Genomic DNA, 25,063 nt, shown 5'->3' with positions numbered 1-25,063 from the left:
CCCGAGCCGCCCGCTTGTCAAAAGCAGGTTAGCGGCTCTGGTTTTCCTATTTAAAGGCTTAAATTAAAGGTTCCCCTCACCGAGCGCCTCCTATGCAATGCCCTAATTGTCAGCATACCGATAGTCGCGTTTTAGAGTCTCGTTCCTCGGAAAACGGTCAGAGCATTCGTCGTCGTCGTGAATGCTTACAATGTAAACATCGCTTCACTACCTACGAGCGCATCGAATTCGTGGCGATCACAGTGATTAAAAAAGATGGTAAACGGGAATCTTTTGATCGCTGCAAACTGCTGCGCGGTATCGTCCGGGCCTGTGAAAAAACTGGCATTCCCCCCTCAAGATTAGAGGCGATCGTCAATGATATCGAATCCCGTCTGCAGCAAGACTCAAAACGGGAAGTAACCAGTCAGGAGATCGGTCAATTAGCCCTAGAATACCTCCGGCAAGAATCGGAAGTTGCCTATGTGCGCTTTGCTTCGGTTTACGGCAATTTTCAGGGAATTAGAGACTTTATCGCCGCTTTAGCGCTGCTGCAATCCTCCGAAATCGAACGCGCTCATCCTTCTTGGTCTCCAGTGGAAGAAGCCAGCGTGATCACCTCGTCTTAAATAGTTCCCGATTCAGTTATAATTAGGATCCCTTGTGCTGTTTAAAGCCCAAGCTCTGGTTAGATTCTTAAAAGTCATTCTTGAGGCAGATTGCCAGCAAGAAAGCTGGATGCGGCAGTTCATCCCCTAGGCCCTGCCTAGAAACTAAATGGGGAGGCATCTCCTTTATTTAGAAACTGTACATCACATAGGAGGAAAAACCTACGGAAATTCCGAGGCCCAAACAACGTACATGACCACCCAAAAAACCGCAAACAAAAACATAGGCTTTACCCATGAAGATTTTGCCGCCCTTCTAGACAAATACGATTATCATTTCAGTCCGGGAGATGTTGTCGCCGGGACTGTTTTCAGCATGGAACCCCGGGGAGCGCTCATCGATATCGGTGCTAAAACCGCCGCTTTTATCCCCGTGCAGGAAATGTCGATCAACCGCGTCGATAATCCTGAAGAAGTTTTACAACCCAACGAAACCAGGGAATTTTTCATTCTTACCGACGAGAATGAAGATGGACAGCTAACCCTATCGATCCGTCGCATTGAATATATGCGCGCTTGGGAACGGGTGCGTCAATTGCAAAAAGAAGATGCTACCGTGCGCTCGAATGTTTTCGCCACTAACCGTGGTGGGGCATTAGTCAGGATTGAAGGTCTCCGCGGCTTTATCCCCGGTTCTCACATTAGCACCAGAGAGGCGAAAGAGGATTTAGTCGGTCAGGAATTGCCCTTAAAGTTTTTAGAAGTGGATGAGGATCGCAACCGTCTGGTTTTAAGTCATCGTCGCGCTTTAGTGGAACGGAAGATGAACGGTTTAGCCGTGGGACAGGTGGTAATCGGTTCCGTGCGCGGAATTAAGCCCTACGGTGCTTTCATCGATATCGGTGGAGTCAGTGGTTTACTGCATATTTCCGAAATCTCTCACGATCACATTGACACCCCCCACACGGTTTTCAATGTCAATGATGAGTTAAAAGTGATGATTATCGATCTCGATGCCGAAAGAGGTCGCATTTCCCTCTCGACTAAACAATTAGAACCAGAACCGGGAGATATGCTCAAAAATCGCCCGTTAGTGTTTGAAAAAGCCGAAGAAATGGCGATTAAATACCGAGAAAAACGTCTAGCGGAAGCGGAAGGACGGACTGTTTCGGAAGTAGTGGCAGAAATTGAAGTTCCCCCCGCCTTGGAGGAGGAAGATTTAGTTCTCGCTGCCACCGAGGAATAGGTCAGTTATCAGTTATCAGTCGTCAGTTATCAGTTATCAGATTTGAGTTTTAAGTGTACAGTATTAAATAGAAGTTTCCTACTGTCTTTTCACTGATCACTGATCGCTGAAACGTCTGCCAACCACCCGTTCACTTTCAATCTTCAAAACCGACACGGCTGGCAACTCCTGTAATTCCAGTCATCTCCTCACTACTGTTGGCGTCGAGGAAACGATCCAAGTTATCAAAAGTGGTTCCGTAGGTAATAGTGTTATCGTCGTATCCTTTCAGATTGACGGTATGTTGATCGAAAGCTTGGTGGAGATAGGGTAAGCCGGTGAGATAGCTGTAGGTAGTTGCTCCGATAGCTAAATCCCTAGCTATTTCTTTAGTAGCTGACTCTAAACGGAAAGCGGCGTTAACTGTATCGCCAATCGCCGTATAATCTGGATGTTCACCGCTGCCAGTATTGCCCACCATGGCATAACCGGTATTCACTGCCGCACCGATGCGTAATTGGAAGGGTAAGGGATATTCTTGACTTAAAGTGCGGGTCATGTTGCATAGTTGCGTAATTGCTTGGAAAATTTGCAGGATATCCTCTTGATTGACTTCCTGTTGGCCGTGAAACCAGATGGCCATGATCGCATCACCAATATATTTATCTACCCAACTGCCGGAACTGCGGATAATATTCCCGGCATGGCGGAACCAACTTCCAATCAGAGAAGAAAGCACTTTTTCGTCTAATTGCCTCGTTAAAGCCGTAAAATTCCGCATATCCACCACCATCACCGATGTTAAGCGCCGTTCATGAACGGGGGAGGTGAGGGTATCCCATTCTAAATTGCGCGGTTGCTTGCCCCTGTTACTGGGAGTAGGACAATAGAACTGCACTTCGGTTTTGCCAAAGCTGATCCGATCTTGGTCATGGATAGTCACGGGAATAGATACCCTTCGGCCATTGACAAAGGTTCCATTGCGACTACCGAGATCGATCAGATAAAAATCTCCTGTTTCCGTGGACTGCAAAATAGCATGACTACGAGAGATACAGTTATCTTTTATCACGATAGCGTTGTCTTTGCTCCGTCCGATTGTCCAGTAAGCTCTACTCACGAGAGGGAAAAAACGTTGTCCCTTCTCGGTATGGAGTAGTAGATAGGGGTTTTGTCCTAGTATATCCACGGGTACATAAGCGGCAATAATATAGGTGGGGGTAACTACATATTCTACAGCGAACATTCCGCAGATATTTGTACTTTTATCTATTGTTACATTTGCCCAGGATGTTTTTCCGAAAAACCTTGATTATTGAGAACATTTTCAAGAATTGATTTTTTCTGAGAGAAGCAATTACAATTCTTAACCGTAATAAAAATTGCTCATTCCAGCTACAACCGTTACCTGGAATGGGTTGGGGGCAATCTATCAGCAAAATTTATCCAGTGAGTGAATGTTAAGAAGTTTAGCTAAGAAAACTCTTAGGCCAGAGAAGCGGTAATCCAAAATAAACCATCGACTAAAATTGTACTTAATACGGCCCCGCTAAATGCCCACCAATGGCAGACCCGTTTTTGCAAAGGATAGATACCGATCGCCAGGAGCAGGTTGAGCAGCACGATCGCCCAACTGATACCCCAGGGGGTCTGAATTTGGGCCAAGGCGTTATGAAATATCGGCGCTACTAGGTTGGGGTCTAGTTCCACGGTCATTAGTTGTCGCCAGTAGGGAATTAGTCCCGTTAGATAGAAATATACATCGGTGATGGCGGTTCCTAACAAAGAACCCAGATAGAAAAGATTACCGACTTTGCCGCGACCTTTGTATAATCCCCAGAGAGCAAAGGGCAGCCCGATCGCTTCCATGGGAAGATGGATCAAAGGTTGCCAACGCCACCAACCCCAGTACAGAGAACCTGCTAACCAACTCCAACTAAAGCCCAAAAGTAAATCTCCCCAAAGACTGATTTTTGCTTGTTTGAGCAGCCAAATCCCTAACCCCACCCAGAAAACGGTTAAACCTAGACTAATTTCGGGATAGTAGCGCACTAGGGGTGCTTGCAGGAACACGGGGACTGATACCAGAAATGCTGCTGTCCAAAAGACGGATTGACATTTTTCCCAGTTAGGGACTAGGGGTTTCAGGCGATCGGGATTGGCGGGGACTAGGGTAGAGTTGAGCAAAGGATTTCAGAATTGTTACAAAACTTTACTTATATCAAGATACATCATTCTCTCTCTACTATATCCCCCCTAGGGGGATTTTGGTAAATTAAAAAATTGTTTTTGGCAATGCGCTATCCTGTTAGAATCGAAACGACAGCAGCGATCGAGGAGTGAAAAAAATATGGCGGCGGGCGATCAAGAAAATCCCAGAATGCCCCTAGATAAAGTGATTTTTGTCATTGCTTGCGTCTATCTAGGTTGGGTGGTGGCATGGCTAATCAGTCAAAAAAACGCCCCTATCTCTCAAAATGGCACGATTTACCGGGAAGATCAAAAATTTATCGCCTATCTGCAATCATCCCTTGCTATTATTGATCGCCAAGGTCAAACTTCCTCCCCCGATCCTGATCCTGATCCCCAAAATAACCCTTCTCCGGTAGCCACAGTTCCACCACCACCCCCCGCTAATTTACCGGTGAATAATAGTCCTAGGATAATAGAAAGAATTTACGTTCCCGTTCATCCCCAAACCCCTGAAACGGCTGCCAAAATTGCCCCACTTACCCCCGCAAATCCCGACATTTCCGCGCCACCATTGCCAGCTGCCCCGCAAGTGCATCGGCAGACAGCCGCGGTTATTCCTACCAATAATCAGGTGAAAAATACCCTAGTGGGGGTGATGGATTTAGGCGATCAATCTTCAGCTTTATTTGATAATCAGGGGATAACGAAGCGTATTTCTCCCGGGGAATTTATCAACGGTTGGACTTTAGTGGAAGTTGGTAGTCAACAGGTTATTTTGTCTCGCAACGGCCAAACGAAAGTCTTAGAAGTGGGACAATCTTTTTAGGATGAACTAGCCGCTGGGTGGGATTATCCGGTCTTCTGAACTCAAGCTGAAGATAGAGACAATTAGAACAGATTTTAGAACTAGGAAAAAATCTATCAATCTCCATCAATAAAACACCTTATTAACAAACATTTTATTAACGAAGCCAATAAAATGTAGCGATAATAATACTCAGAATTACCACGGTCTGACGCAGATAACTAGGAGAGATAATTCTAGCTAGTTTTCCCCCCAATAAACCCCCGATTAAAGAGCCAATTGCTACCACTATCGCCGCCGACCAATACACCTGATTAGAAAAGAGGAAAAACCCAGCCGCCGCCACGTTAACCACCAAAGAAAGCACCTGTTTTAAAGCATTTAATCTCGTGAGATTGTCCTTGAGAAATAAGCCCAAAATTGCCAACTCGATCACACCTAAGCCCGCTCCAAAATAACCACCATAAATTGAAGCGAGAGCGATGGGTAAAACCGCTAAAATTTCTGGTATATGACCATTCTTGTCCCCCTGTCGCCGCTGCAACCAAGAGCGTAAAGTATCTTGAAAAGCCAATAAAGCCGCCGCTAAAAGAATCAGAAAAGGAATCAGGCGATCAAATACTTGATCACTGCTATTTAACAGCAAAATACCACCGATAATGCCGCCAATAACTGCCGATGGTAGTAATAACCGAATCCGTTTTTGTTGCCCGTGCAGGTCTTTTTTTTGGGCGAGGGTTGCCCCCAGATAACCAGGGCATAAAGCGACGGTATTAGTCACATTTGCCATTACCGGTGGGATTCCCACCGCCATCAGCGTCGGAAAAGTAATCAGACTACCGCCACCGGCAAGAGCATTAATTAAGCCGGCAGCCACCGCAGCGATTGCCAAGAAGCCATACTGAATAGGCGTGAGCATTTAGGCGTTAGGGACAGTAATTAGGGCTAAATCAATTTTTTCCTCGTCAACTTGCTTAATTTCGGCTCTAATTCCTGGGCCAAAGTATCTTTCGATTTTCTCCTGTTTTGCCAGCCACTTTTCTAGGGGTAAAAGGGGCGATTCAAATTCTAGGGTGAGACAATAGGCGGAATCAACAGCAGTTTCACGAATTGCCACTAAAGTGGGTCTTTCCTCGTCCGTGGGGCTTAATCCCAGCTTTTCTAGAGCTTCATCCAGATGCACTTCCTGTCCGTAGCGATAGCGGGTGACATCGTTGCGAAGTTTGGTTTGGGTGACGGTAGCCTGTTGTTGGCGCAATTGCAAGATTTCGGGGCTAGTGGGTTGACTAAAGGGGATAGGTTTGATTTCTGAAGCTTTTAGGGCTAAACCTCCCAATAATAACGGTAATCCGTAGAAAAACCCCGCTAAATTGACCGTGGCGTTACCTTGGGCATAACCGATAATCCCGATAACCGTTAAAATACTGCCTAAAATTAAGCCAAAGTATGATAGTCTAATTTTTCTGAGCATGAAATAATTTTTTTCTTGAGTACGCTAATCCTTTAGAGATTATACAACTCAAAAGAATCTTTTTGGCAGAGGGGCAGTGGGGAGATTTTTCAGTTATCAGTAAACAGTCATCAGTCATCAGTGAAAAGAAAGCGGCGAACTTGCCACTTAATCAGTAAGTAATCTGAATTAATTGTTAGATAGTGGCACAGGCTTCTGGTTCTTTGTATTTTAGCTACTTAGTTGATGATAAGTAGGTGGGTGGAATTAAATATAAAATAAACGTAGGTTGGGTTGAAGCATGAAACCCAACGCCCGCATGGGTTACGCTACCGCTAACCCATCCTACAAATAATTGTGCCTACCTACTTAGGTGGTGCGTCAGGAATTTTTGCCGTCTAACGCACCCTAAGTTTTACTATTGCCTATTGCCGATGTACTCGCAATTTCTCAATTAATTGAGATAATTTCTGGTCAGAAGCGGCAGTGATAAAGTCTAATTTAAACTTTTGTCCCTGACTGAGATATTCTGCATAACTAGACAGAAGAAAAGGACGAAACTTCTCATTATCGGCAATATAAACTTCAAAAAAAGCCACCAATAAAGCCCCCGCATAATCCTCGATTAAATTTTGATCGGGTAAAGTGATATTGACCACAGACTCCAGGGTTTTTTGCATTCCTGCATCCAATTCTGTAAAATTTACATGAGCTTGTCCCTCGACCATGGCCAGATATTTATCCGGGGTTTTTAACCAAGTAAAAGGAATGGCCTGTTCAAAAATCGGATTAGCTGCTGGGTCATAACTTCCGGAACCCAAGAGGACAGGAATCGAGATTTTACTTAAACCTTTTTCTCCAAAAATACTGCGGTTAACGGGATTAGCTGCAAAGACAGCCGTGACTCGTTCATCGCGAAAATTATAGACCTGTCTAGGCAATTCCAGGGCGCGACATTCCAGTAAAATAGCGATATTAATCCCGGAGTAAGGACGATTACAATCTTGGGCGAGATTATCAAAATCAATTTGTGCGCCGGCAACAGCTAGAGATGTATAACCTCCAAAGGAATGACCCGCTACTCCCACATTAGTGAGGTCAAGTTTACCTTGAAATTGACTAGCATTTCGTCTGGCTAATTCATCGATGACAAAGCTAATATCTTTGGGTCGATTAATAAACTCATTGCCATCAAAAATATTGCGATAATACCCCCCTAACATTCCTTGTAGGTATTGGGTATCACTGCCGGGGTGTTGCGGTGCCGCTACTAAAAATCCGTAGGAAGCTAGATGTTCAATTGCTTGGGCATAATCTTCCGGTCGTGAGGCTAATCCGTGGGAAAAAATAATTACAGGTGTTTTGCCTTCTCGGAAAGTTTGCGGGATATAAACATCCACATATAAACTGCGATTGCGACTGCTATCGGTTAGGTTCCAAACTTCTTTTTTTACCTGAAAGCTACCGCGCTGACGCAGATCGGGTAAACTGGTATAATTAATCGGTGGTTTAACGACAGCGGCTTCCTCAGCCGTCCAGAGGCGCATATCTTTAATAAATAGTTCCGCCACATAAACCGCATAATCGATGGTTTTAGCTAATCCGAGGATTTCTTCCCCCTGTAACTGAATATTATTGGGGAATTTTTTCAGCACATTTAAAAGGGTTAATCCTCCCGGCTCGAAAGCGGCACTAACAATCGCACCCCGCAGGGCATATTTACCATTAATTCCCCCTTCAATGGTGATGCCTTTACCCAAACGAGAGAGCATATCAGCACCCATCACACTATTAAAAAAACGGGATAGTAAAACAGGATTGATGTCAATCTTTGTTAATAAAGCCTCACGAAATTTGTCTCTTGCTTCGGGAGTTGCTCTGGCCAGAAATCTTTTTAAATTAGCATCGATTTTTCCTTCTTTAGCAAAGGTTTCTAGGGATGCTACCGATACGGAAAAGACGAGGGGAGTATAGACAAATTCAATTTCTTCGGCGGCTTTTAGGGGTAAAGCGGTCATACCCGCAGCGAAAAGACCTAGGAGGAAAGCGCGCAGCCGACGGCTGGGATTATTTCTAGGAAAACGATTTTGTAACTGGGAGATAATCATGGGATGTTGAGTTAGGTTAGATGACAACAATTAAAAGAAAAAAGTGGTAAAGTGAGTGATTTCTATAGCCAACAAACATTTATAAATTGCTAGGTAAATTAGAATAAAAAATCATGAGTAAAACCTCGATATTTTCCTGTTAAAAGCATAGAATAATCTGGAAGATTTTGGTTCTAGATTATTGGGGATTTGTCAATATACTATCTAGGACTGATTGTAAATTAAAATTGTTTTTATGTCAAGATGTAAACCATTAAAAAATAATCATAAGTACAGTAATTTAATAAGTGAAAGTGATATATTTTGAGATGAAAATAATCAGATAGGTTTTTTGACTGGGATAAATTGCTAATTATTGCGAATGTGAATATCTTGCTGCGGGAAGGGAATCTCGATACCCTGTTGAGTAAACCTATCAAGAATAACACAATTAACATCACTAATTACTCGCTTTTTCCTGTTAACATCATCCAACCAGAACTTTAATTCAAAGTTTAAACTAGAATGATCAAAATTAAGAAAAAAAGCTACTGGTTGCGGGTTTTTAAGTATGTGAGGATGTTGATCGGCAATGTCTAGCAATAAACTCATCACCTGTGGTGCGTTGGAATTATAACCAACTCCGATAACAATTGAACAATAAATCAAGTTATCACTACCCGTATAGGTGGTGACATCCTCAGTAAAAAACTTTTGATTGGGAATAATTTTTTCGGAATTGTCTGTAAGGATTTGCACTGTTGTGGCTCGAATACCTAACTTTTTTACCTGAGAAGTCTGTCCTTCAATATTAATTATATCACCGGGTTTGAGAACTTTTTCAAATAATAGTAAAATACCGCTAATAAAATTACTGACCACTTGCTGCATACCGAAACCAATACCCACCGATAAACCGCCAGTAATTGCCGCTATTGCTGTTGCATTAACTCCCACATAACCCAAGATGAGAATAAAACCTAAGACAATGAAAAAATAACGTCCTAACAGTAAAGTTGCTTCAATTTCACCGCGACTAGCTTGCTGATTTAAATTAGTAATACTCAGAATTATACTCTCTATAAGAATAACAATAATTACCAGAAAATAGGGAGCTATTATCAAAATAAATATGCTTCTCAATGTGATCGGACTATTAAATAAATTAAAGGGAGATACTTGAGCAATTTCCTTAATATTATTGTAGAAACTAATAATCGTTTTCAGGAGGAATAATACCAATAAAGGTGCTAAAAGCCGCCAATGATAATATTTAATTGTCTTGACGGAGAACCTGGCGTATAATCCAGCTAATAAACCACGATAAACTAAATAAAACCACATTAATTTTATGGATAAACTAATCATTCCTCTTGTCCAGTTTTGACCGAAAAAAATCAGATAATTTAGGTTAAGTAAAATCAGGCTAATAACTGGAAAATTAAGAAACTGTATCAGGATAGCAAAATATTGACGGAGGGTTAACTTTTCCTTACTATGGATCAAACTGGTAACGTGAGGAAATCTTTTTTCTAAGTAAGACCATAACCATTTTGATAATAACCAAGCAACAATTAAGGAAAGAAAAATAGTCGTTAATTGATTTTGAACATTTCTGCGTCCTAAAAATAATAATTGATTAGCAATTATTTCCGAAAGAGAGGGGATATTATTGTTCATATTAATTTGTTTTCCCGACTTCTTGATCAAGCTCTGATTGAATATAAAGTGTCAGTTTTTCGGCCGCTGCTGAGGAAGATATTTCACCAGCAATCGCTCTTTCATACCAAAATTCTCCTTCTTCTAAAATTTGATTCGATTTTTCCCAATCATCCAGAGGAACTGCCACAACATTTTGAGATTGTTGTAATAATACCGATTCGATCGGTAGTAATTTTCCTTCGATCTGCACCCGTCGATTAGTGGGAATAAAACTTTCGGTTTGGATGATTGCTTGTAATTGTTGTTCGGGATTAGTGAGAAATTTTCCTAGAGCCAATCCCAAACGATTTTCATTATCACTATTATTGCGATTAAATACCATCACCCGTGTATAGAGAATTGGTGCTGCTTTACCTTGAGTTTCTTGGGGAAGTAAAGCGACTCTGAGATCATCTTGGAGGCTATTTTTTAAATCGGCAATTTCAATAGAATTACACACATAATAGGTTAAGCGGCCTCCAGCAAAGGCATCATGGAGTAATTCCCGTTGACGATTGAGGATAAAATTAGGCTGTGACGAGGCAAATTTTAGCCATTCTAGCCATTTTGCCCAACCATCCAAGCGAGGTTGCAGCCTACCCTGATCATCCCACAAATAGCCGCCAAAAATTGCCATTCCCCAAAAAGTATCTTCAAAAGAGGAAACTATCCCCACAGAATAGCCTTTGCGCGCACGTTCCACTAATCCCTCCAAACTGGTGGGAGGTTGCTTCAGCAGCGGATCGGGACTAAATTGTAATTTTTTTTGATTATAACAGAGTACATTGGTACGAGAACCCAAGGGAATGCCATAGATTTTTCCTTGATAGCTAACTTGTTTCACGGTCGGGGGATAATAAATAGATAAATCTAGATTTTTCTGGTCAATTTCCTCCAGTATCCCTTCGGATACTAATCTGGGTATATTTCTCGAAAAAATTAGAATAACACTAGCACCTAATCCGCTTTGAGATTGTTTAAAAAAACGTTCGGGTATCTCATCGATAGGAATAGCTTGTTCGAGAATTGTCACTTGCGGATTTAATTTTTCAAACTCTTGCAAACCCAGACCTAGTATTTCAGTTAAATTTCCCTCTTCTGGATACCAAACCGAGAGAGTTCCTTGCAGTTGCTCCGATGATTGATTAGGGAGATCACTAAAACAGGCATAAAGAAAAATTGGCATCAGGATAAAAAGCAGTAGGAGCGATATAATTCTCCTTATTTTTTTACTTCTCCAAGCAGTTTTAACTCTGAACCCTAGAAATTGCATCGCTTGTGATCCTTCAAAAATCTTACCATATATTCATAGTACATGAAAAGGTGACTAATAATCTTGATCAGAAAAATAATTAACATGATTTTTTGTCAAGAGCCACCAGTCTAGCAACAACCCCAGTTACTATCGGCTGCCATAATAGAATTAGTCCAAAACGCCCTGCAATAACTATAAAATCTAGACGAGGAAAACACCCCATGACCCATCACTACAGCATCACCATTCAATGGTCAGATGAAGACCCAAAATTTATCGCCCATCTCCCTGAGTTTAGACCCTATACTCCTACCGATGGTGAAACCTACAATGCAGCCCTACAAAATGCCCTTGAAGTTCTAGATCTCCTTATCGAAGACTACACTGCACGGGGCAAATCTCTCCCACATCCCCAGGCTATTTCCCCATAGCTCAAATATCCTCTATTACATTTCAGTCAGAACCGACAACCCCGAAATAAATGATGAAAACGTCAGCCAATAAGTAATTTTTGCTTTATTATGAGAGTAATCCCCTAAACCGTTAGAGGCGTAAGGCTTACGTCTAAAACTTACTAGCAAGGAGTTGTATCATGGAATCTTTTTTGATGTCATTGGCTACAGGAGTCACGATTATTTTAGGGGGAGCGTTGGCCCGTGTGGGGGAGCTTGTCTTAGATGGTTCCCTTGAAAAACTGAAAAATTTAATCGTAGCGAAGTCTCCTGATACTTTAAAAAAGTTGGAATCGGCCAATCAAAATCCTGCTTTGTTACCTGAAACGATTGAGGTAATGGCGACTTTACTAGAAGATCCAGAAATACAAAAAGTTGCAGAACAAGTGGTTAAAGAAAATCAATCTAATCCTTACGTTATTAATCAGTTTACTGACTTAGAAAAAATTCTTAACTTTGCTAATCGGGATATTAATATTGATAAACAAATTAATAATTTTTGACTACAGCCGCCTGTAGGGGAGCAGGTTAAACAAAACCCTGCTAACTTAGATACAACGAGTGAGAGTTCCAAGTCTATTTCGACTTCTCTTTCTAATCTTGATTACGGCATTGAAAGTCTATGTAAATTGAAAGCAATTTTCTACAAACTTAAGGGAGATGCACGTCAACAGGAGGGGAAAGTTAATATAACAGTTAAACAATTATCAGAATGGATTCAGGAAATTCAATCCGCAGAATCACAATTTGATCAAGTTTTAAATTTATTGGAGGATGATGATGATTCAGATTCATAAAAATCAAACTAATTCGGCTCAGGCTAGTAATTCTGAAACAGAGTTAAATTCTGAGAATTTTGATCAGATTGCGCCCAAAAAACATAATCCTAAAATCTATCAAAAGCTTTTTAAAAAAGCTCAAGATATTGGTGATAAACAATCTGAGGTTTTTGCTCTTGGCCGGTTAGCAATGATTTATCAATCTTGGGGTCAATATAGAGAAGCAGTACAATATCTTCAGCAACAATTAGTAATTATTAGAGAAACTAATGATCGGTATTCGCTGGCGAATACTTTAGGTAATTTGGGAGCGGCTTATCAGTCTTTAGGGCAGTATCAAGAAGCAATTACACATCTTCAAGAACAATTAGCAATTGCTCAGGATATCGGCGATATTCTTGCCCTAGCAAATGCTTGCGGAAATCTGGGGATTACTTATCAATCTTTAGGACAATATCAGCAAGCAATTGAATATTTTAAAAAACAATTAGAAATTGCCCAACAAATTGGCGATAAAAAATCAGAAGCAAATGCTCTGAGCAATTTAGGTATTTCTTATAAATATCAAGGCGATTTTGCTCAAGCAGAATCTCTATTTTTCCAAGGATTAAAAATCCATGAAGAGTTATTTGGTGGCAATAATCCTAGTGTTGCTTCTAATCTCAACAATCTGGCGAGTCTTTATCAAGATCAGGGGAAATATGCAGAAGCAGAACCTCTTTATCAAAGAGTGCTGGAGATTCGGGAAAAGCAATTAGGAAAAGAGCATCCTGATGTGGCGACCAGTCTCAACAATCTGGCGGCTCTTTATCACGTTCAGGGGAAATATACAGAAGCAGAACCGCTCTATGAGCGATCGCTGGGGATGATGGAACAGCTATTAGGAGCCGAGCATCCTCATCTAGCAACCAGTCTCAACAATCTGGCGGAACTTTATCTCGCTCAAGGGAAATACACAGAAGCAGAACCTCTCTTTTTACAATCGCTGGGGATGATGGAAAAGCTATTAGGAGCAGAGCATCCTCATGTGGCAACCGTTCTCAATGGTCTGGCGGAACTTTATGCCTCTCAAGGGAAATATGCAGAAGCAGAACCTCTTTATCAAAGAGCGCTGGCGATTCGGGAAAAGCAATTAGGAGCAGAGCATCCTCATGTGGCCAACAGTCTCAACAGTCTGGCGATTCTTTATCAGTCTCAAGGGAAATACGCAGAAGCCGAACCTCTCTATCAAAGAGCGATTGCTATTTTGATAGCTACACTAGGCGAAAATCACCCTAACACTGAAAAAGCAAAAAATAATTATAATCTGATGCTATCCCAACTTCCTGATGAGGAATTAAGCCAACGCTTTTCCCCCGAAACGGTCGAAATTCTGCGTGACCTAAGACAAAATTAGCCACTTTTTTGAAGTATAAAAAACATGAACAGCAAACAGCAACTACTTAAAGAAAATGAAACTCAAACCATGAATAGTGCTTGGAAAAATTGGGTTAAAGAAGTGCAATAACTATCGCCTTCCTCTCAGTCAGAACCGACAACTTATCAAAAACACCTACTAGAAAAATATCGCAAGCAAGGCTGAGAATTATGATTTTATGCGACACAAGTATATCCCCCTCGCCATGGCACGCTATAATCGTCATCTCAGGAAAATATTGCTTCGAGGGTTTTTTGGTTTAGACATAAATGATTTCAGCGACTCAATTTGAATTTCCCTTATCTAAGGCTAACTATCTGCTCAACCACACCACTAAAGCAGGCGTTGGTGGAGATAAACGTAAGTTTTGGCGTGAAGTTATCGGATTTGATAATCCTGAAGCGATTCGAGAAGCTATACTAGAGACAGTATCTCTCGAAATATTACAAAAACAAGATACAACAGAGTATGGTGAGCGCTATCGTGCTTATGTTAAAATCAGGGGATATTCCGGTAAATTACATCAAATTCGTACTGTTTGGATTATCCTGGCAGGAGAAGATGTGGTGAGATTTGTCACAGCAGTACCTTCTAGTTTCAATCAATAAAAGTTTAGAGTAATAAAAATGAGTAAGTTTAAATTATTTGATGATATTCAACTAACGGAAGATATTCCCTTAACCGATGGTGGAATTGCGCCTATCGGTACAGTTGGAGCAATTGTAGAAGTTCTGAAAAATGGGGAGGCTTATCTAGTAGAATTATTTGGGAATTGGGTTAAATATGATGAACAAGGAAATTTTGTCTCAGCCACTCAAGCAGAAAAAGAAGCATTTATGGAGACAATTGGCGTAGAAATTGTTTATCCTAATCAATTAGTGTTAGCTGTTCCCGCTAAAGAGATTATGCAAGTTACGGCTTAGATCATTACTAAAGTTGTCATATCGCCTTCTTCTCGATCAGAACTGAAAAGCCCAAAATAAATAATGAAAACGTCAGCCAACAAGCAATTTTTGCTTTATTATAAGACTAATCCCCACAAACCGTAAGCGATTTATGTATCAAGTTACCGTTGATTACGCCAAAGCCAACCTAGAAGAACTCTGCGATCGCACTGAAAAAGAACCCGATGGAGTAGTGATCGTTCGTGAAAATCGCAGTTATATTCTCATTACTCAAGAAGAATGGGAATCCTTAGCTGAAACCTCCGAACTCATGCAAGATCCCAAACTATTACAACATATTGCATCAGCACGACGAGAATATGCCGCAGGAGAAACCCTCACAATGGAACAAGTATTTGGATGACAACCTACACAATTGTCTTTTCTAAACAAGCGCGAAAAGATACCGACGAACTCACCCAAAAACAGAAAGTCAAACTTCAAGAAATTTTAACTAACATAATTGCAATTAATCCCTATATTGGCAAATCCTTAAGTAGGTGGGTGGAATTAAATATAAAATGAACGTAGGTTGGGTTGAAGCATGAAACCCAACGCCCGCATGGGTTACGCTACCGCTAACCCATCCTACAAATAATTGTGCCTACCTACTTAAAAGGCGATTTAGAAGGCTTGTATTCCTATCGCCTAAATCGAAAAGATCGTCTGCTTTATGAAATTTATGAAGACGATAAAACTATTCTGATTATTCGTACCAAAACACACTATGGAGATTAGGTAATAGCGGTCATAACCACTGAATTCATCCCCGTTTATAATATAGCTTGATCCTGTTAGGCAAAAATAGTAGTGATGCCGATCACTACCAAGAAAAAGACGGAAGAAATGCACTTCAGGAACTAGCCAAATTCAATCAAGGAGACAACCCATGAATTATCACTATAGTATTTTTATTCAATGGTCAGAAGAAGACAACAAATTTATCGCCCACCTCCCTGAATTTGGCCCCTATGCTCATACTCATGGTGAAACCTACCATGCAGCTCTACAAAATGCCCTTGAAGTTCTAGATCTCCTTATCGAAGACTACACTGCACGAGGCAAATCTCTCCCACCTCTCCGGGCTATTTCCGCATAGCCCAAATATTCTCAGTTCAGTAATATCTCCTAGTATTTAACCGTTCATAGAACATTTTATACTATGATCTCGGAAAAGCCAAAATAAACTTCAAAAGAACCCGATGGAGTAGTGATCGTTCGTGAAAATCGCAGTTATATTCTCATCACTCAAGAAGAATGGGAATCCTTAGCTGAAACCAGCGAACTCATGCAAGAACCCAAACTATTACAACACATTAGACCTCTTGCATAAATCCGAAAACAAACGATAGAAAAAATAATGGGAGGGACTTTCAGTTAATTATTTATTAGTAGTTGATAATCTTCAAAAATGTTGCTGTACAAGGATCGACTTAAGACTTTTGCCAGAGGTCTATTCAACGGATTTAGTATTACAACTATTTGCTGTCCAATCAAAAATCCCCCTAGAAATCTAGAGGGATCGAGGGATATATGGAGGGCAATTTAGAAGTAAATTGTCCCACCCCAACGCTCGTCTAGACGGGGAGCAACCAACAGATAAGCGGCGACGTTATACACATCATCTTCCGTCAGATTGCGTAATTCTGGGAAGATTTCCGGACGGCTAACATTGGGATGGAACTCGCTTAGATCATCTTCGCCATCGTAGCTGGTGGGATGTTCTAGATAATCAATCAATGCTAACAGATTATCTCTGGGGGGTTCCGCTTTTGCCAGATCGGCCAGACCCAAACTGACATTATTATTGGTTTTGGTTTTACCTTGCAGGTGGCACTTAGTACAATTGGCGATAAAAAGTTTCTGTCCTTCCGTCGCTTGTTCCGAAGTCAAAGTCACCGATTCCCCGGCATCATTGAGGGTGATGGTGAGGGTTTCTTCATCGAGTTCTAAGGCACTAGCGCCGTTAAGATTGAATTGTAATACAAAAAAGACTACAGCGATCGCTGCCACAATCAAACGTTTGATCATTGTTCTCCTACTCGCAATTGTTCCAAGAGGGGGGATTTTAAGGTGACTAAAAAATTTTCTCCGATGGGAGGGTGTCGATCGATTCTAAGTGATCACGGACACCGAGAAGATCCCAGTTGGGAATAAAGTCAAGGGGACGTTTCCGTTTTCGAGGCGGTTACTCCCGATCGTTTGGATAAAATCAGTGAGATAATTGCTTTAGCATCTTCTAGGGCGAGATTAGTCTGCCGATCTTTATAGGAGATGCCTAATTGGTCGCAAAGTGACAACACAGATTCATCGGCCAGATCGTACTCTGCCGCAATATCAGCGATCGATAGATCAGCAAAACCCATAGTCTGACGCACCCACCAAGGATAGAGAATACTTATTAGTTACCATAATTATCATGCCATTGCCGGGGACATTCTTAACAGTGATCAGTTATCAGTGATCAGTTATCAGTGATCAGATGTGAGTTTTCAGTTCACTGATTACTGTTTACTGTTTACTGTTTACTGGACGGCTACGCCGTGCCTTTGGCAACACTGAAAAAAGCTCCCATCACCCCACACCCCACACCCCACACCCCACACCCCACTTCCCCATCACCCTACACCCCACACCCTACATCCCACTTCCCCATCACCCCAAACCCCCAAAATTCCCTAATTTGACCGACTTTCGCCTTTTTATTCCCTAAGATAGAGACTCGTGTAAACAAATTTAATTAAAATCGCAAAAAACCTGAAAAAATACTAAAATGTGATTAAGAATGTTATTTTTAGCCTTGTAAGGCTAAATCTTTCTCGATAACATTGTAATCATACCTCCACACTCTTTTGTACAAAGGACTACACCTTTGTTAACTTATGGATATACAACTGATCAACATCGGCTTCGGTAATATTGTTTCCGCTAATCGGGTTATCGCCATCGTTAGCCCAGAATCGGCTCCGATCAAACGCATCATCAGTGATGCTCGGGATAAAGGCTGTTTAATCGATGCTACCTACGGAAGACGGACTCGTGCGGTGATCATCACCGATTCTAGTCATGTGGTGCTGTCGGCCATTCAACCAGAAACCGTGGCTCACCGTTTCGTGGTCAACAAGGAAGCCCCTGTTAATAGTAGCAACTAGGTTATTAACCCCATGCAACCCGGTCAATTAATTGTCATTACCGGCCCTAGCGGTGTGGGCAAGGGTACGCTAGTCCGGCATTTACTAACTCGTTTCCCTAACCTCTACCTGTCCGTATCCGCCACTACGCGCCCACCTCGACCGGGTGAAATTGAGGGCCAAGATTACTATTTTCTCGACCGTCCCAGTTTCGAGGAGAAAATGGCGGCTGGAGAATTTCTAGAATCGGCCGAATACGCGGGCAACTACTATGGGACACCCCAATCAGCGATCGCCGCTCAATTAGCGGCGGGCCAGACCGTCATTCTAGAAATCGAATTGGAGGGAGCCAGACAGGTCTGTGAAAGCTTCCCCGAAGCGAGGAGAATCTTTATCCTACCCCCTAGTTTCGAGGAATTAGAACGTCGTTTGCGCGGCCGGGGCAAAGATGCCGAAACAGCGATCGCCCGTCGTCTGGAGCGCGCCCAAGAAGAATTAGCCGCCAGCGAGGAATTCCCCGATCAAATCGTCAACGATGACCTAGAAACCGCCCTAGATGCCATCGAGAAGATTATTTTTAGCCGTTAGCTGTTGGGGTTTAGGTGTTAGGTTTTGGGGTTTTAGGGTTTTAGTTGAAATTCCCCACTTCCCCACTTCCCCTAATCCTTATCCCCCATTCCCTAAGTTACCTAAAATATCGGATGAATACCCCCGCTACATTTTTCGATAAGATACTCACCTTTGCGGGGGATGAAATCCGACCAGAATATCAATGACCCTGAGCGAAGTCGAAGGGTCAGCAACGGAGCATCGGTTTAATTCCACCATCTGTGGACAAACTGTGTTATAATCTACTTAACCAATGGTCGAGAATTGTTAGATGCTAGTCGTAGAAGCAAAGCTAAAAAACGGGACACTAGAGCAATATCACCGGCTTGATGAAGCTATCAAAACTTCTCAGTTTGTGCGTAACTCTTGTGTTCGTTATTGGATGGATCATAAGGGTACAACCCGCAATGATCTCCAAAAACTTTGCTCGGTACTAGCTAACAATAAAGAGACACCTTGGGTTAATAAATTAAACTCACAAGCACGTCAATCGGCTGCTGATAGAGCCTGGCAATCAATTAATCGGTTTTACCAGAATTGTCATGCTAAGATACTTGGGAAAAAGGGTTTTCCTCGGTTCAAAAAGCATAGCCGTTCCGTTGAGTATAAACTAACGGGCTACCAACTATCTGATAATCGACGTAAAATCAGATTTACCGATGGCTTTAAAGCAGGAGAATTTGATTTATGGTGTAGTCAAAAAACCTTAGTTTATTATTCAGAACAACAGATTAGACGGGTAAGAGTTGTTAGACGTGCTAACGGTTATTATTGCCAGTTTCTGATTGACGTAGAACGGCAAGAATACCATAAACCGACGGGACAAATAACAGGAATTGACTTAGGGTTAAAGGAATTTTATACCGATGCTCAAGGTAATACTGTAGAGAATCCACGTTATTTAAGAAAGTCAGAAAAACGACTTCAAAAAGCACAACGACGATTATCTAAGAAATTCCGTAAAGGAAAGAAACAGTCTAAAAACTATCATAAGCAACGGGTAAAGGTAGCCAAGCTTCATCTTAAAGTATCAAGACAACGTAAAGACAAAGCAATTAAAGACGCTTTGGCGTTAGTCCAGTCTAATGATCTGGTAGTCTATGAAGCTTTAAAGGTAAGAAACTTAGTCAAAAACCGTAAGCTTGCCAAGTCGATTTCCGATGCTTCTTGGTATCAATTCACTGAATGGTTGAATTATTTTGCTAAGATTTATCGGATTGTTTGTGTTGCTGTACCACCGCATTTCACTTCTCAAGATTGTTCAGTTTGTGGGACGAGAGTTCAAAAAACCTTAAGCACTAGAACTCATCAATGTCCTAATTGTCAAACAGTCTTAGATAGGGATCATAATGCAGCAATAAATATTCTTAAAAAAGGGTTGAAATATTTGGGAAATCATCTCAACGGTACTGTTGGGCAAACAGAAACCGACCCAAACCCCCCCGATGTCGGGGGGGCAAGGGGGGGGGAGAGTCCGGCCTCTGGATTTTCAGTGGAGACATTGAGAATCTAAGCTGTCTCGTTGAACAAGGAATTTCCGATAGTGATCTGGAAAGAATCCCCCGTCACAGCGTAGCTTGACGGTGGGAGTATGTCAAAATCAAAAAACTAACCGCAGCAGCAAGACAAGAAAGCGCAATGATTCCTACCGTTATTGAAACCACAGGCCGGGGCGAACGCGCCTTCGATATCTACTCCCGACTACTCCGGGAAAGAATCGTTTTTTTGGGACAAGAAGTAACCAGCGACCTAGCTAACCTAATCGTCGCCCAATTACTCTTTCTAGAAGCAGAAGACCCCGAAAAAGATATTTACCTGTATATCAACTCCCCCGGGGGTTCCGTTTCGGCCGGATTAGGGATTTTTGACACCATGAATCAAATCCGTCCCGATGTCAGCACCATTTGTATTGGTTTAGCTGCCAGTATGGGGGCTTTTCTCCTCAGCGCCGGCAAACCGGGCAAAAGAATGAGCCTACCCAACTCGCGGATCATGATTCACCAACCCCTCGGCGGCGCCCAAGGTCAGGCCACCGATATCGAAATTCAGGCCAAAGAAATTCTCTATCTCAAACAATTACTCAATCAACACCTAGCTAGTCATACGGGTAAACCTCTCGACCTCATCGCCGAGGATACGGAAAGGGATTTCTTTATGTCCGCCGAAGAGGCCTTGGACTATGGTTTAATCGATCAAGTCATCGATCGCAGTCCTTCCGCTTCTAACCCTCCCAGTAAATAATCATGATCGGGTAGGCCCTGTCTACCCAGATTTTTGTAAATATTTAGTAAACAGAAATTAATCATCGATCATCGTTATTAATCCTAAGTAACAGTGAAAAGTTCTAGCGGATTGGGTTAAGATCGAGACGTAACCCGAAAAAAATTGCAACAGGAATCGGTAGAAACACCCGGTGGGTTATTAACGGAAATTTTTTTACTGGCAATCCCTATGAACTATCATCCGCCCTCACAGCCCCTGCCCGCCCCCTGTATTATTGACTCTGGCGTGGTCATCGCTAAAGAAGATATGCGTCGTCTCCTCGATGATATCGGACGAGTTCGCTACATCCATAGTCTCGAAGGGGTGATTCAGAGTGAAGGGGAGGGATGGATAGTGGAAGTTTTCGCCGATTATCAGCAAAGCACCCTAGTTGCTAACTACAGTCTTTATCTGAATACCTATAGCTTCGATTATCTGCGTTTAACCCGCTCTCCTGACGGTGAAACCTATTTTGATCTGATCCAAGACAATCGGCAATTACGGCTGATTCCCCTGAGTAATCCACTGCAAGACCCCGATATGAAAGCCCGTCTCAATGCCGATACCCTCGAAGCTATGGTTACTCAGGTACTTTCTGCTAAGTGGGATGTGCAGTTTGAAGACGAAGACGACAACGATTGCCCCTTTTAGGCAGCGAGCAGAAATACTGATAACTGGTTACTGATAACTGGTTACTGATAACTGATAACTGATAACTGATAACTGATAACTGAAACAGTGGGATTTTCCTTTGAATTAATCGCCAGGTGTCCCCAAACCGGTGCGCGGGTTGGGGTTTGGCATACTCCCCACGGACCGGTAGAAACACCCCGTTTTATGCCCGTGGGAACTTTGGCCACGGTGAAAGGTTTGACCCCCGCTCAAATCGCCAGCACGGGGGCGCAAATGATTCTCGCTAATACCTATCACCTGCATCTGCAGCCCGGAGAAAGTATTATCGAGAAAGCCGGAGGTTTACACGATTTCATGGCGTGGAATCAGCCAATATTAACAGATTCGGGTGGATTTCAGGTATTTAGCCTTAGTCAACTGCGGCAAATTAAAGAGTCGGGAGTCACCTTTCGATCGCCCCGGGACGGTAGAATAATCGAAATTACGCCAGAAAAATCGATTCAGATTCAAAATGCCCTCGGTGCTGATGTGATTATGGCCTTCGATGAATGTCCCCCCACAGGAGTCAGTCATGAGACCATGAAAGCATCCATCGAACGCACCTATCGCTGGTTAGAGCGCTGTCTGGGGGCCCATCAACGACCCCAAGAACAGGCTTTATTCGCCATAGTACAAGGGGGGATTTATGAGGATTTACGGACAACGGCGGCGCAATCTTTAGTAAAACTCGATTTACCCGGTTATGCCATCGGTGGCGTGAGTGTGGGGGAAGAAACGACCCTAATTCATCGCATTGTCCAGATAACTGCCCCTTTACTCCCCGAAAATAAACCCCGTTACCTGATGGGAGTGGGAACCTATCGAGAAATGGCCAAGGCGATCGCTAGTGGCATAGATCTGTTTGATTGCGTCATTCCCACCCGTTTTGGTCGCCATGGCACGGCTTTAGTGCGAGGAGAGCGTTGGAACCTCAAAAATGCCCGTTTTAAGGAGGATTTCGCCCCTTTAGACGAGACTTGTCCCTGTTACACCTGTCAACACTTTAGCCGTGCCTATCTAAATCATTTAATTAAATCGGGGGAGATGTTGGGTTATATTCTCTTATCTCTGCACAATATCGCCGAATTAATCAGATTTACCCGTGAAATTCGTCAATCTATCCTCGGGGGGACTTTTGCCCAAGATTTTGCCCCTTGGCTTGAGGATGCCGCAGATGTTACCCCAACGTGATAAAATTTCAGGAAACGTTGAAAAATTTTCTTGTCAAGGTAGATAGAGAGATGGAAACTGCACTTTTGTTGGCCAAATTGCCGGAAGCATACCAAATTTTCGACCCCTTAGTCGATGTCTTGCCCCTGATTCCCCTATTTTTCCTCTTGCTGGCCTTTGTTTGGCAAGCATCCGTCGGTTTTAAATAAATCGACTCTCAATTATCAGTTATCAGTGAGCAGTGATCAGTGATCAGATTTGAGTTTTAAGTGAAATGACATCTTTTCAGGGTTTACTGTTTACTGATTACTAAAAAAGCTTCCCAGATTAAAACAAAGTCCCGGTTAAATCAGCATCAGTCAAGTCCACATCTTCTAAAATTGCCCCGCGCAAATCGGCATAACTGAGATCCGCACCCCGGAAACTGGCCCCGGTGAGATCGGTAATAAATCCGTCTCTTTCGGGACTAGCACGAAAATTAACCCGGCAAAGTCGGCAATCGGCGAAATTAGCTCGATATAACAGGGAGCCGCTCAGATTAGCATAGTTGAGATCGGCTCCGCAAAAGTTCGTTTTGCCTAAGTCCGTGCGTTGGTCGGAAGTGGAGCGAAAATCCGTATCGATTAATAGGGCCTGCTGGAGATTAGCACTGTTGAGATTAACACCGTTTAAGACGGCTTTGGTTAAATAAGCGGCTTCTAAATTGGCTTCGATGAGATTAGCCCCGCTTAAGTCCGCATCGCGTAAACAAGCTCGATAAAAGTCCACTTGACTTAAATCTGCTCCCCAGAGAATCGCCTCACTTAAATCTGCTTCTCTTAGCAGCGATCGCGCAAGGCGTATTTTTCCTAACCGCGCCTGTCGCAGATCTGCACGGCAAAAATTGACTCCTGGGAGGATAATATTAGTTAAGTCGCCTTCCCGCAAGTTAATCCCCTGAAAATCTCTTTCTCCCTCCCGATACCGTTGACAAAGTTCTTCTAGGAGCATGGAAATTTTTTCACTATCATAATTGACGCAAAATGTCAACAGAAAATTATAGCCAAAAAAAAACCGACTTTAAAAACCAACGATATTCTTGTGGCGGGAACGTTGGGGGGAAAAAGGCGTTAAATATCTGCGAGTGGTAATGTCTTTTCTGTGGGACTTTCCATCGTCGAGACATCAACGCCGTGGTAAACATTAAGGTCGCCGGTGGGCAATCGGAGACTTTAAACGGACTTGGGGGAAAGCATCAGACCACCGCTAAGGTAGCGGCATCCCCCGAAGTGTCAACCGGTCGGAAGCAACCCACAAACAGCTAATTGAAGCTGCTTCGTTTAACCCCGGCGGCGAGTCTTGCTGATTAAGCCTCCCAGTCCTAGCAGTCCCAGACCCAACAGGGCAGAGGGTTCGGGGACGCTTGGTTGTTGTTGGGGGTTTTGTGTGAAGGTGTTAGTGAACGAGGAGAACTGTGCAGTAGGACTCGTGTATGTGACGGTGTCGAGGATGAACAACTCCGTTATTCCAGTGGGGACATTATAGGGTCCACCAGTGGTGCCGTCGATTGACGTCAGTGTAGTGAGAAGCTGCGACCCCACTCCTGACCAGCCGCCAGTAGAGATAGCCTTCGTCACTGTAATCCCAGTAGTTGCCGCAGGCACGTCCGAACCCAAGGATATCTGATTGAACGTCGCACCGCTACCAGGCGCAATTGAGACTTTGTACGCCAGAACATAGGGAGCGTTAGCAGATGACAAGCCGCCAAACCGACTGTAGGCAAATCGGTGCACGTCTCCCGTTGGATTCGCCATAAAATCGATGCCCAAGACCCCCTGGTCACGAAACGCAAAGCCATCTGTGGTTAGGGTCGAATTACCTACATATATCTTATCCCCGTCTTGACAGCCATTAGGGAGGGCAAGGAATGCACTAAGAAACAGGCCGGCACCACAGGCCGTCTGGGCTTGGGCGGGGGCAGTGGTGACTACTAGGGAACCGGCAATCATTCCCAGCGCTCCGGCGGTGCAGGAGGCTAGGCTTAAAGCGGATTTGAAATTCATTGGTTTTGTTCTTTCTTAATGATAGGTATCGGTCTTCAAAAGCATCCTATTTGTGGCCTTCAACGGATGACACACACCCCTTACTCGAAAGAGATTGGCTACAGTATTCTGCTGTTTATATTTTGAATCCCGCAAAAATTATAGGGAGCATCTCACCTTTGCAATGAGCATAAATACTTAGTGGAAAAATAGGCTTTTCGAGGGTAATTCTTGTTTTAATTCTCCATGTACGCAGTCTTTAAAAGCCTCTATTTCGTTCCAAGACACGATTAAGAGTGGCTT

The 25,063-nt window shown here is 42.9% G+C and carries 30 protein-coding genes and 2 pseudogenes; 21 read left to right on the top strand and 11 right to left on the bottom strand.

Annotated features, from left to right (window positions below):
- Positions 1-92: 92 nt before the first annotated feature.
- Positions 93-608, top strand: a complete 516-nt coding sequence (gene nrdR, locus ACE1AQ_RS21380; RefSeq protein ID WP_008206401.1) for a transcriptional regulator NrdR — start codon at positions 93-95, stop codon at positions 606-608.
- Between the two features lie 232 nt (positions 609-840).
- Positions 841-1,833 carry a 30S ribosomal protein S1 gene (locus ACE1AQ_RS21375; protein WP_002781113.1) on the top strand — a complete coding sequence of 331 codons (993 nt, stop codon included), beginning with the start codon at positions 841-843 and terminating at the stop codon, positions 1,831-1,833.
- 136 nt (positions 1,834-1,969) lie between these two features.
- On the opposite strand, the gene ACE1AQ_RS21370 is transcribed toward ACE1AQ_RS21375, so the two are convergent.
- Positions 1,970-3,058 (bottom strand): adenylate/guanylate cyclase domain-containing protein, encoded by a 1,089-nt coding sequence (locus ACE1AQ_RS21370; RefSeq protein ID WP_110544479.1) that lies wholly within the window; start codon positions 3,056-3,058, stop codon positions 1,970-1,972.
- Between the two features lie 239 nt (positions 3,059-3,297).
- Entirely contained in the window at positions 3,298-3,999 is a 702-nt protein-coding gene (locus ACE1AQ_RS21365) for a DUF3120 domain-containing protein (protein WP_008206407.1), read from the bottom strand.
- A 163-nt stretch (positions 4,000-4,162) separates the two neighbouring features.
- Here ACE1AQ_RS21365 and ACE1AQ_RS21360 point away from each other — a divergent pair, with 163 nt between their 5' ends.
- Positions 4,163-4,831, top strand: coding sequence for a hypothetical protein (locus tag ACE1AQ_RS21360; protein WP_008206410.1), 669 nt, complete (start codon positions 4,163-4,165; stop codon positions 4,829-4,831).
- 136 nt (positions 4,832-4,967) lie between these two features.
- On the opposite strand, the gene ACE1AQ_RS21355 is transcribed toward ACE1AQ_RS21360, so the two are convergent.
- The 5 genes from ACE1AQ_RS21355 to ACE1AQ_RS21335 all read right to left on the bottom strand — a co-directional run bounded on the left by ACE1AQ_RS21355 (position 4,968) and on the right by ACE1AQ_RS21335 (position 11,321).
- A complete protein-coding gene (locus ACE1AQ_RS21355; RefSeq protein WP_110544482.1) occupies positions 4,968-5,729 on the bottom strand; it encodes a sulfite exporter TauE/SafE family protein in 762 nt (253 codons plus the stop codon).
- Positions 5,730-6,281, bottom strand: coding sequence for a DUF2854 domain-containing protein (locus ACE1AQ_RS21350; protein ID WP_008206414.1), 552 nt, complete (start codon positions 6,279-6,281; stop codon positions 5,730-5,732).
- Positions 6,282-6,685: 404 nt separating this feature from the next.
- Entirely contained in the window at positions 6,686-8,368 is a 1,683-nt protein-coding gene (locus ACE1AQ_RS21345) for an alpha/beta hydrolase (RefSeq protein ID WP_008206417.1), read from the bottom strand.
- Between the two features lie 348 nt (positions 8,369-8,716).
- A complete protein-coding gene (locus ACE1AQ_RS21340; protein ID WP_008206420.1) occupies positions 8,717-10,027 on the bottom strand; it encodes a mechanosensitive ion channel family protein in 1,311 nt (436 codons plus the stop codon).
- A gap of 1 nt (position 10,028) precedes the next feature.
- Positions 10,029-11,321 (bottom strand): extracellular solute-binding protein, encoded by a 1,293-nt coding sequence (locus ACE1AQ_RS21335; protein ID WP_110544485.1) that lies wholly within the window; start codon positions 11,319-11,321, stop codon positions 10,029-10,031.
- Positions 11,322-11,524: 203 nt separating this feature from the next.
- On the opposite strand from ACE1AQ_RS21335, the gene ACE1AQ_RS21330 reads away from it, so the two are divergent.
- The 10 genes from ACE1AQ_RS21330 to ACE1AQ_RS21285 all read left to right on the top strand — a co-directional run bounded on the left by ACE1AQ_RS21330 (position 11,525) and on the right by ACE1AQ_RS21285 (position 15,994).
- Entirely contained in the window at positions 11,525-11,734 is a 210-nt protein-coding gene (locus tag ACE1AQ_RS21330) for a type II toxin-antitoxin system HicB family antitoxin (protein WP_008206423.1), read from the top strand.
- A gap of 161 nt (positions 11,735-11,895) precedes the next feature.
- Positions 11,896-12,258, top strand: a complete 363-nt coding sequence (locus ACE1AQ_RS21325; protein WP_008206425.1) for a hypothetical protein — start codon at positions 11,896-11,898, stop codon at positions 12,256-12,258.
- Positions 12,259-12,384: 126 nt separating this feature from the next.
- Positions 12,385-12,552 (top strand): hypothetical protein, encoded by a 168-nt coding sequence (locus ACE1AQ_RS21320; protein WP_008206427.1) that lies wholly within the window; start codon positions 12,385-12,387, stop codon positions 12,550-12,552.
- Positions 12,536-13,930 carry a tetratricopeptide repeat protein gene (locus ACE1AQ_RS21315; RefSeq protein ID WP_008206429.1) on the top strand — a complete coding sequence of 465 codons (1,395 nt, stop codon included), beginning with the start codon at positions 12,536-12,538 and terminating at the stop codon, positions 13,928-13,930. The genes ACE1AQ_RS21320 and ACE1AQ_RS21315 overlap by 17 nt, the downstream gene beginning before the upstream one ends.
- Positions 13,931-14,220: 290 nt before the next feature.
- On the top strand, positions 14,221-14,559 hold the full coding sequence (locus ACE1AQ_RS21310) for a DUF6883 domain-containing protein (RefSeq protein WP_008206433.1): 339 nt from the start codon (positions 14,221-14,223) through the stop codon (positions 14,557-14,559).
- Positions 14,560-14,577: 18 nt separating this feature from the next.
- Positions 14,578-14,874 carry a DUF4926 domain-containing protein gene (locus ACE1AQ_RS21305; RefSeq protein ID WP_002763537.1) on the top strand — a complete coding sequence of 99 codons (297 nt, stop codon included), beginning with the start codon at positions 14,578-14,580 and terminating at the stop codon, positions 14,872-14,874.
- A gap of 133 nt (positions 14,875-15,007) precedes the next feature.
- On the top strand, positions 15,008-15,259 hold the full coding sequence (locus ACE1AQ_RS21300; RefSeq protein WP_002763538.1) for a type II toxin-antitoxin system Phd/YefM family antitoxin: 252 nt from the start codon (positions 15,008-15,010) through the stop codon (positions 15,257-15,259).
- Positions 15,256-15,420, top strand: a complete 165-nt coding sequence (locus ACE1AQ_RS21295) for a hypothetical protein (protein WP_008206442.1) — start codon at positions 15,256-15,258, stop codon at positions 15,418-15,420. Before ACE1AQ_RS21300 ends, ACE1AQ_RS21295 begins: the two co-directional genes overlap by 4 nt.
- Positions 15,421-15,495: 75 nt before the next feature.
- On the top strand, positions 15,496-15,633 hold the full coding sequence (locus tag ACE1AQ_RS21290; RefSeq protein ID WP_253851985.1) for a type II toxin-antitoxin system YoeB family toxin: 138 nt from the start codon (positions 15,496-15,498) through the stop codon (positions 15,631-15,633).
- Positions 15,634-15,784: 151 nt separating this feature from the next.
- On the top strand, positions 15,785-15,994 hold the full coding sequence (locus ACE1AQ_RS21285; RefSeq protein WP_008206452.1) for a type II toxin-antitoxin system HicB family antitoxin: 210 nt from the start codon (positions 15,785-15,787) through the stop codon (positions 15,992-15,994).
- A 446-nt stretch (positions 15,995-16,440) separates the two neighbouring features.
- On the opposite strand, the gene psbV is transcribed toward ACE1AQ_RS21285, so the two are convergent.
- Together psbV and ACE1AQ_RS21275 are read right to left on the bottom strand one after the other, a co-directional pair.
- The gene (gene psbV / locus ACE1AQ_RS21280; RefSeq protein ID WP_008206456.1) at positions 16,441-16,926 is read right to left on the bottom strand and encodes a photosystem II cytochrome c-550; all 486 of its coding nucleotides are present in this window, start codon (positions 16,924-16,926) and stop codon (positions 16,441-16,443) included.
- 128 nt (positions 16,927-17,054) lie between these two features.
- Positions 17,055-17,261 (bottom strand): hypothetical protein, encoded by a 207-nt coding sequence (locus ACE1AQ_RS21275; protein ID WP_004268575.1) that lies wholly within the window; start codon positions 17,259-17,261, stop codon positions 17,055-17,057.
- 516 nt (positions 17,262-17,777) lie between these two features.
- On the opposite strand from ACE1AQ_RS21275, the gene remA reads away from it, so the two are divergent.
- The 7 genes and pseudogenes from remA (at position 17,778) to ACE1AQ_RS21240 (ending at position 22,948) form a co-directional block, all read left to right on the top strand.
- Entirely contained in the window at positions 17,778-18,047 is a 270-nt protein-coding gene (gene remA / locus ACE1AQ_RS21270) for an extracellular matrix/biofilm regulator RemA (RefSeq protein ID WP_002737924.1), read from the top strand.
- A 12-nt stretch (positions 18,048-18,059) separates the two neighbouring features.
- A complete protein-coding gene (gmk, locus tag ACE1AQ_RS21265) occupies positions 18,060-18,614 on the top strand; it encodes a guanylate kinase (protein WP_008206461.1) in 555 nt (184 codons plus the stop codon).
- Between the two features lie 292 nt (positions 18,615-18,906).
- A pseudogene (locus ACE1AQ_RS21260) lies at positions 18,907-20,216 on the top strand (RNA-guided endonuclease InsQ/TnpB family protein).
- An 18-nt stretch (positions 20,217-20,234) separates the two neighbouring features.
- Complete coding sequence (gene clpP / locus ACE1AQ_RS21255; RefSeq protein ID WP_223211172.1) at positions 20,235-20,876, top strand: ATP-dependent Clp endopeptidase proteolytic subunit ClpP; 642 nt, start codon at positions 20,235-20,237, stop codon at positions 20,874-20,876.
- Positions 20,877-21,086: 210 nt separating this feature from the next.
- Positions 21,087-21,548: a hypothetical protein gene (locus ACE1AQ_RS21250; protein WP_039900599.1), complete on the top strand. Its 462-nt coding sequence runs from the start codon at positions 21,087-21,089 to the stop codon at positions 21,546-21,548.
- 87 nt (positions 21,549-21,635) lie between these two features.
- Positions 21,636-22,760: a tRNA guanosine(34) transglycosylase Tgt gene (gene tgt / locus ACE1AQ_RS21245; protein WP_110545983.1), complete on the top strand. Its 1,125-nt coding sequence runs from the start codon at positions 21,636-21,638 to the stop codon at positions 22,758-22,760.
- Positions 22,761-22,810: 50 nt separating this feature from the next.
- On the top strand, positions 22,811-22,948 hold the full coding sequence (locus tag ACE1AQ_RS21240) for a photosystem II reaction center protein K (RefSeq protein WP_008206475.1): 138 nt from the start codon (positions 22,811-22,813) through the stop codon (positions 22,946-22,948).
- 118 nt (positions 22,949-23,066) lie between these two features.
- Here the strand turns inward: ACE1AQ_RS21240 and hetL are convergent, their stop codons facing one another.
- Positions 23,067-23,729 carry a heterocyst differentiation pentapeptide repeat protein HetL gene (gene hetL, locus ACE1AQ_RS21235; RefSeq protein ID WP_110545982.1) on the bottom strand — a complete coding sequence of 221 codons (663 nt, stop codon included), beginning with the start codon at positions 23,727-23,729 and terminating at the stop codon, positions 23,067-23,069.
- Between the two features lie 74 nt (positions 23,730-23,803).
- Here hetL and ACE1AQ_RS21230 point away from each other — a divergent pair.
- A pseudogene (locus ACE1AQ_RS21230) lies at positions 23,804-24,043 on the top strand (RNA-guided endonuclease TnpB family protein); the annotation flags it as partial.
- A 15-nt stretch (positions 24,044-24,058) separates the two neighbouring features.
- Here the strand turns inward: ACE1AQ_RS21230 and ACE1AQ_RS21225 are convergent.
- The gene (locus tag ACE1AQ_RS21225; protein WP_371413516.1) at positions 24,059-24,532 is read right to left on the bottom strand and encodes a PEP-CTERM sorting domain-containing protein; all 474 of its coding nucleotides are present in this window, start codon (positions 24,530-24,532) and stop codon (positions 24,059-24,061) included.
- Positions 24,533-25,063: the final 531 nt, after the last annotated feature.

Source organism: Microcystis sp. BLCC-F209, from assembly GCF_041928595.1.
Classification (GTDB): domain Bacteria; phylum Cyanobacteriota; class Cyanobacteriia; order Cyanobacteriales; family Microcystaceae; genus Microcystis.
The sequence above is the reverse complement of the archived record's forward strand: the minus strand, read 5'-3'. Positions and strand labels throughout refer to the sequence as shown.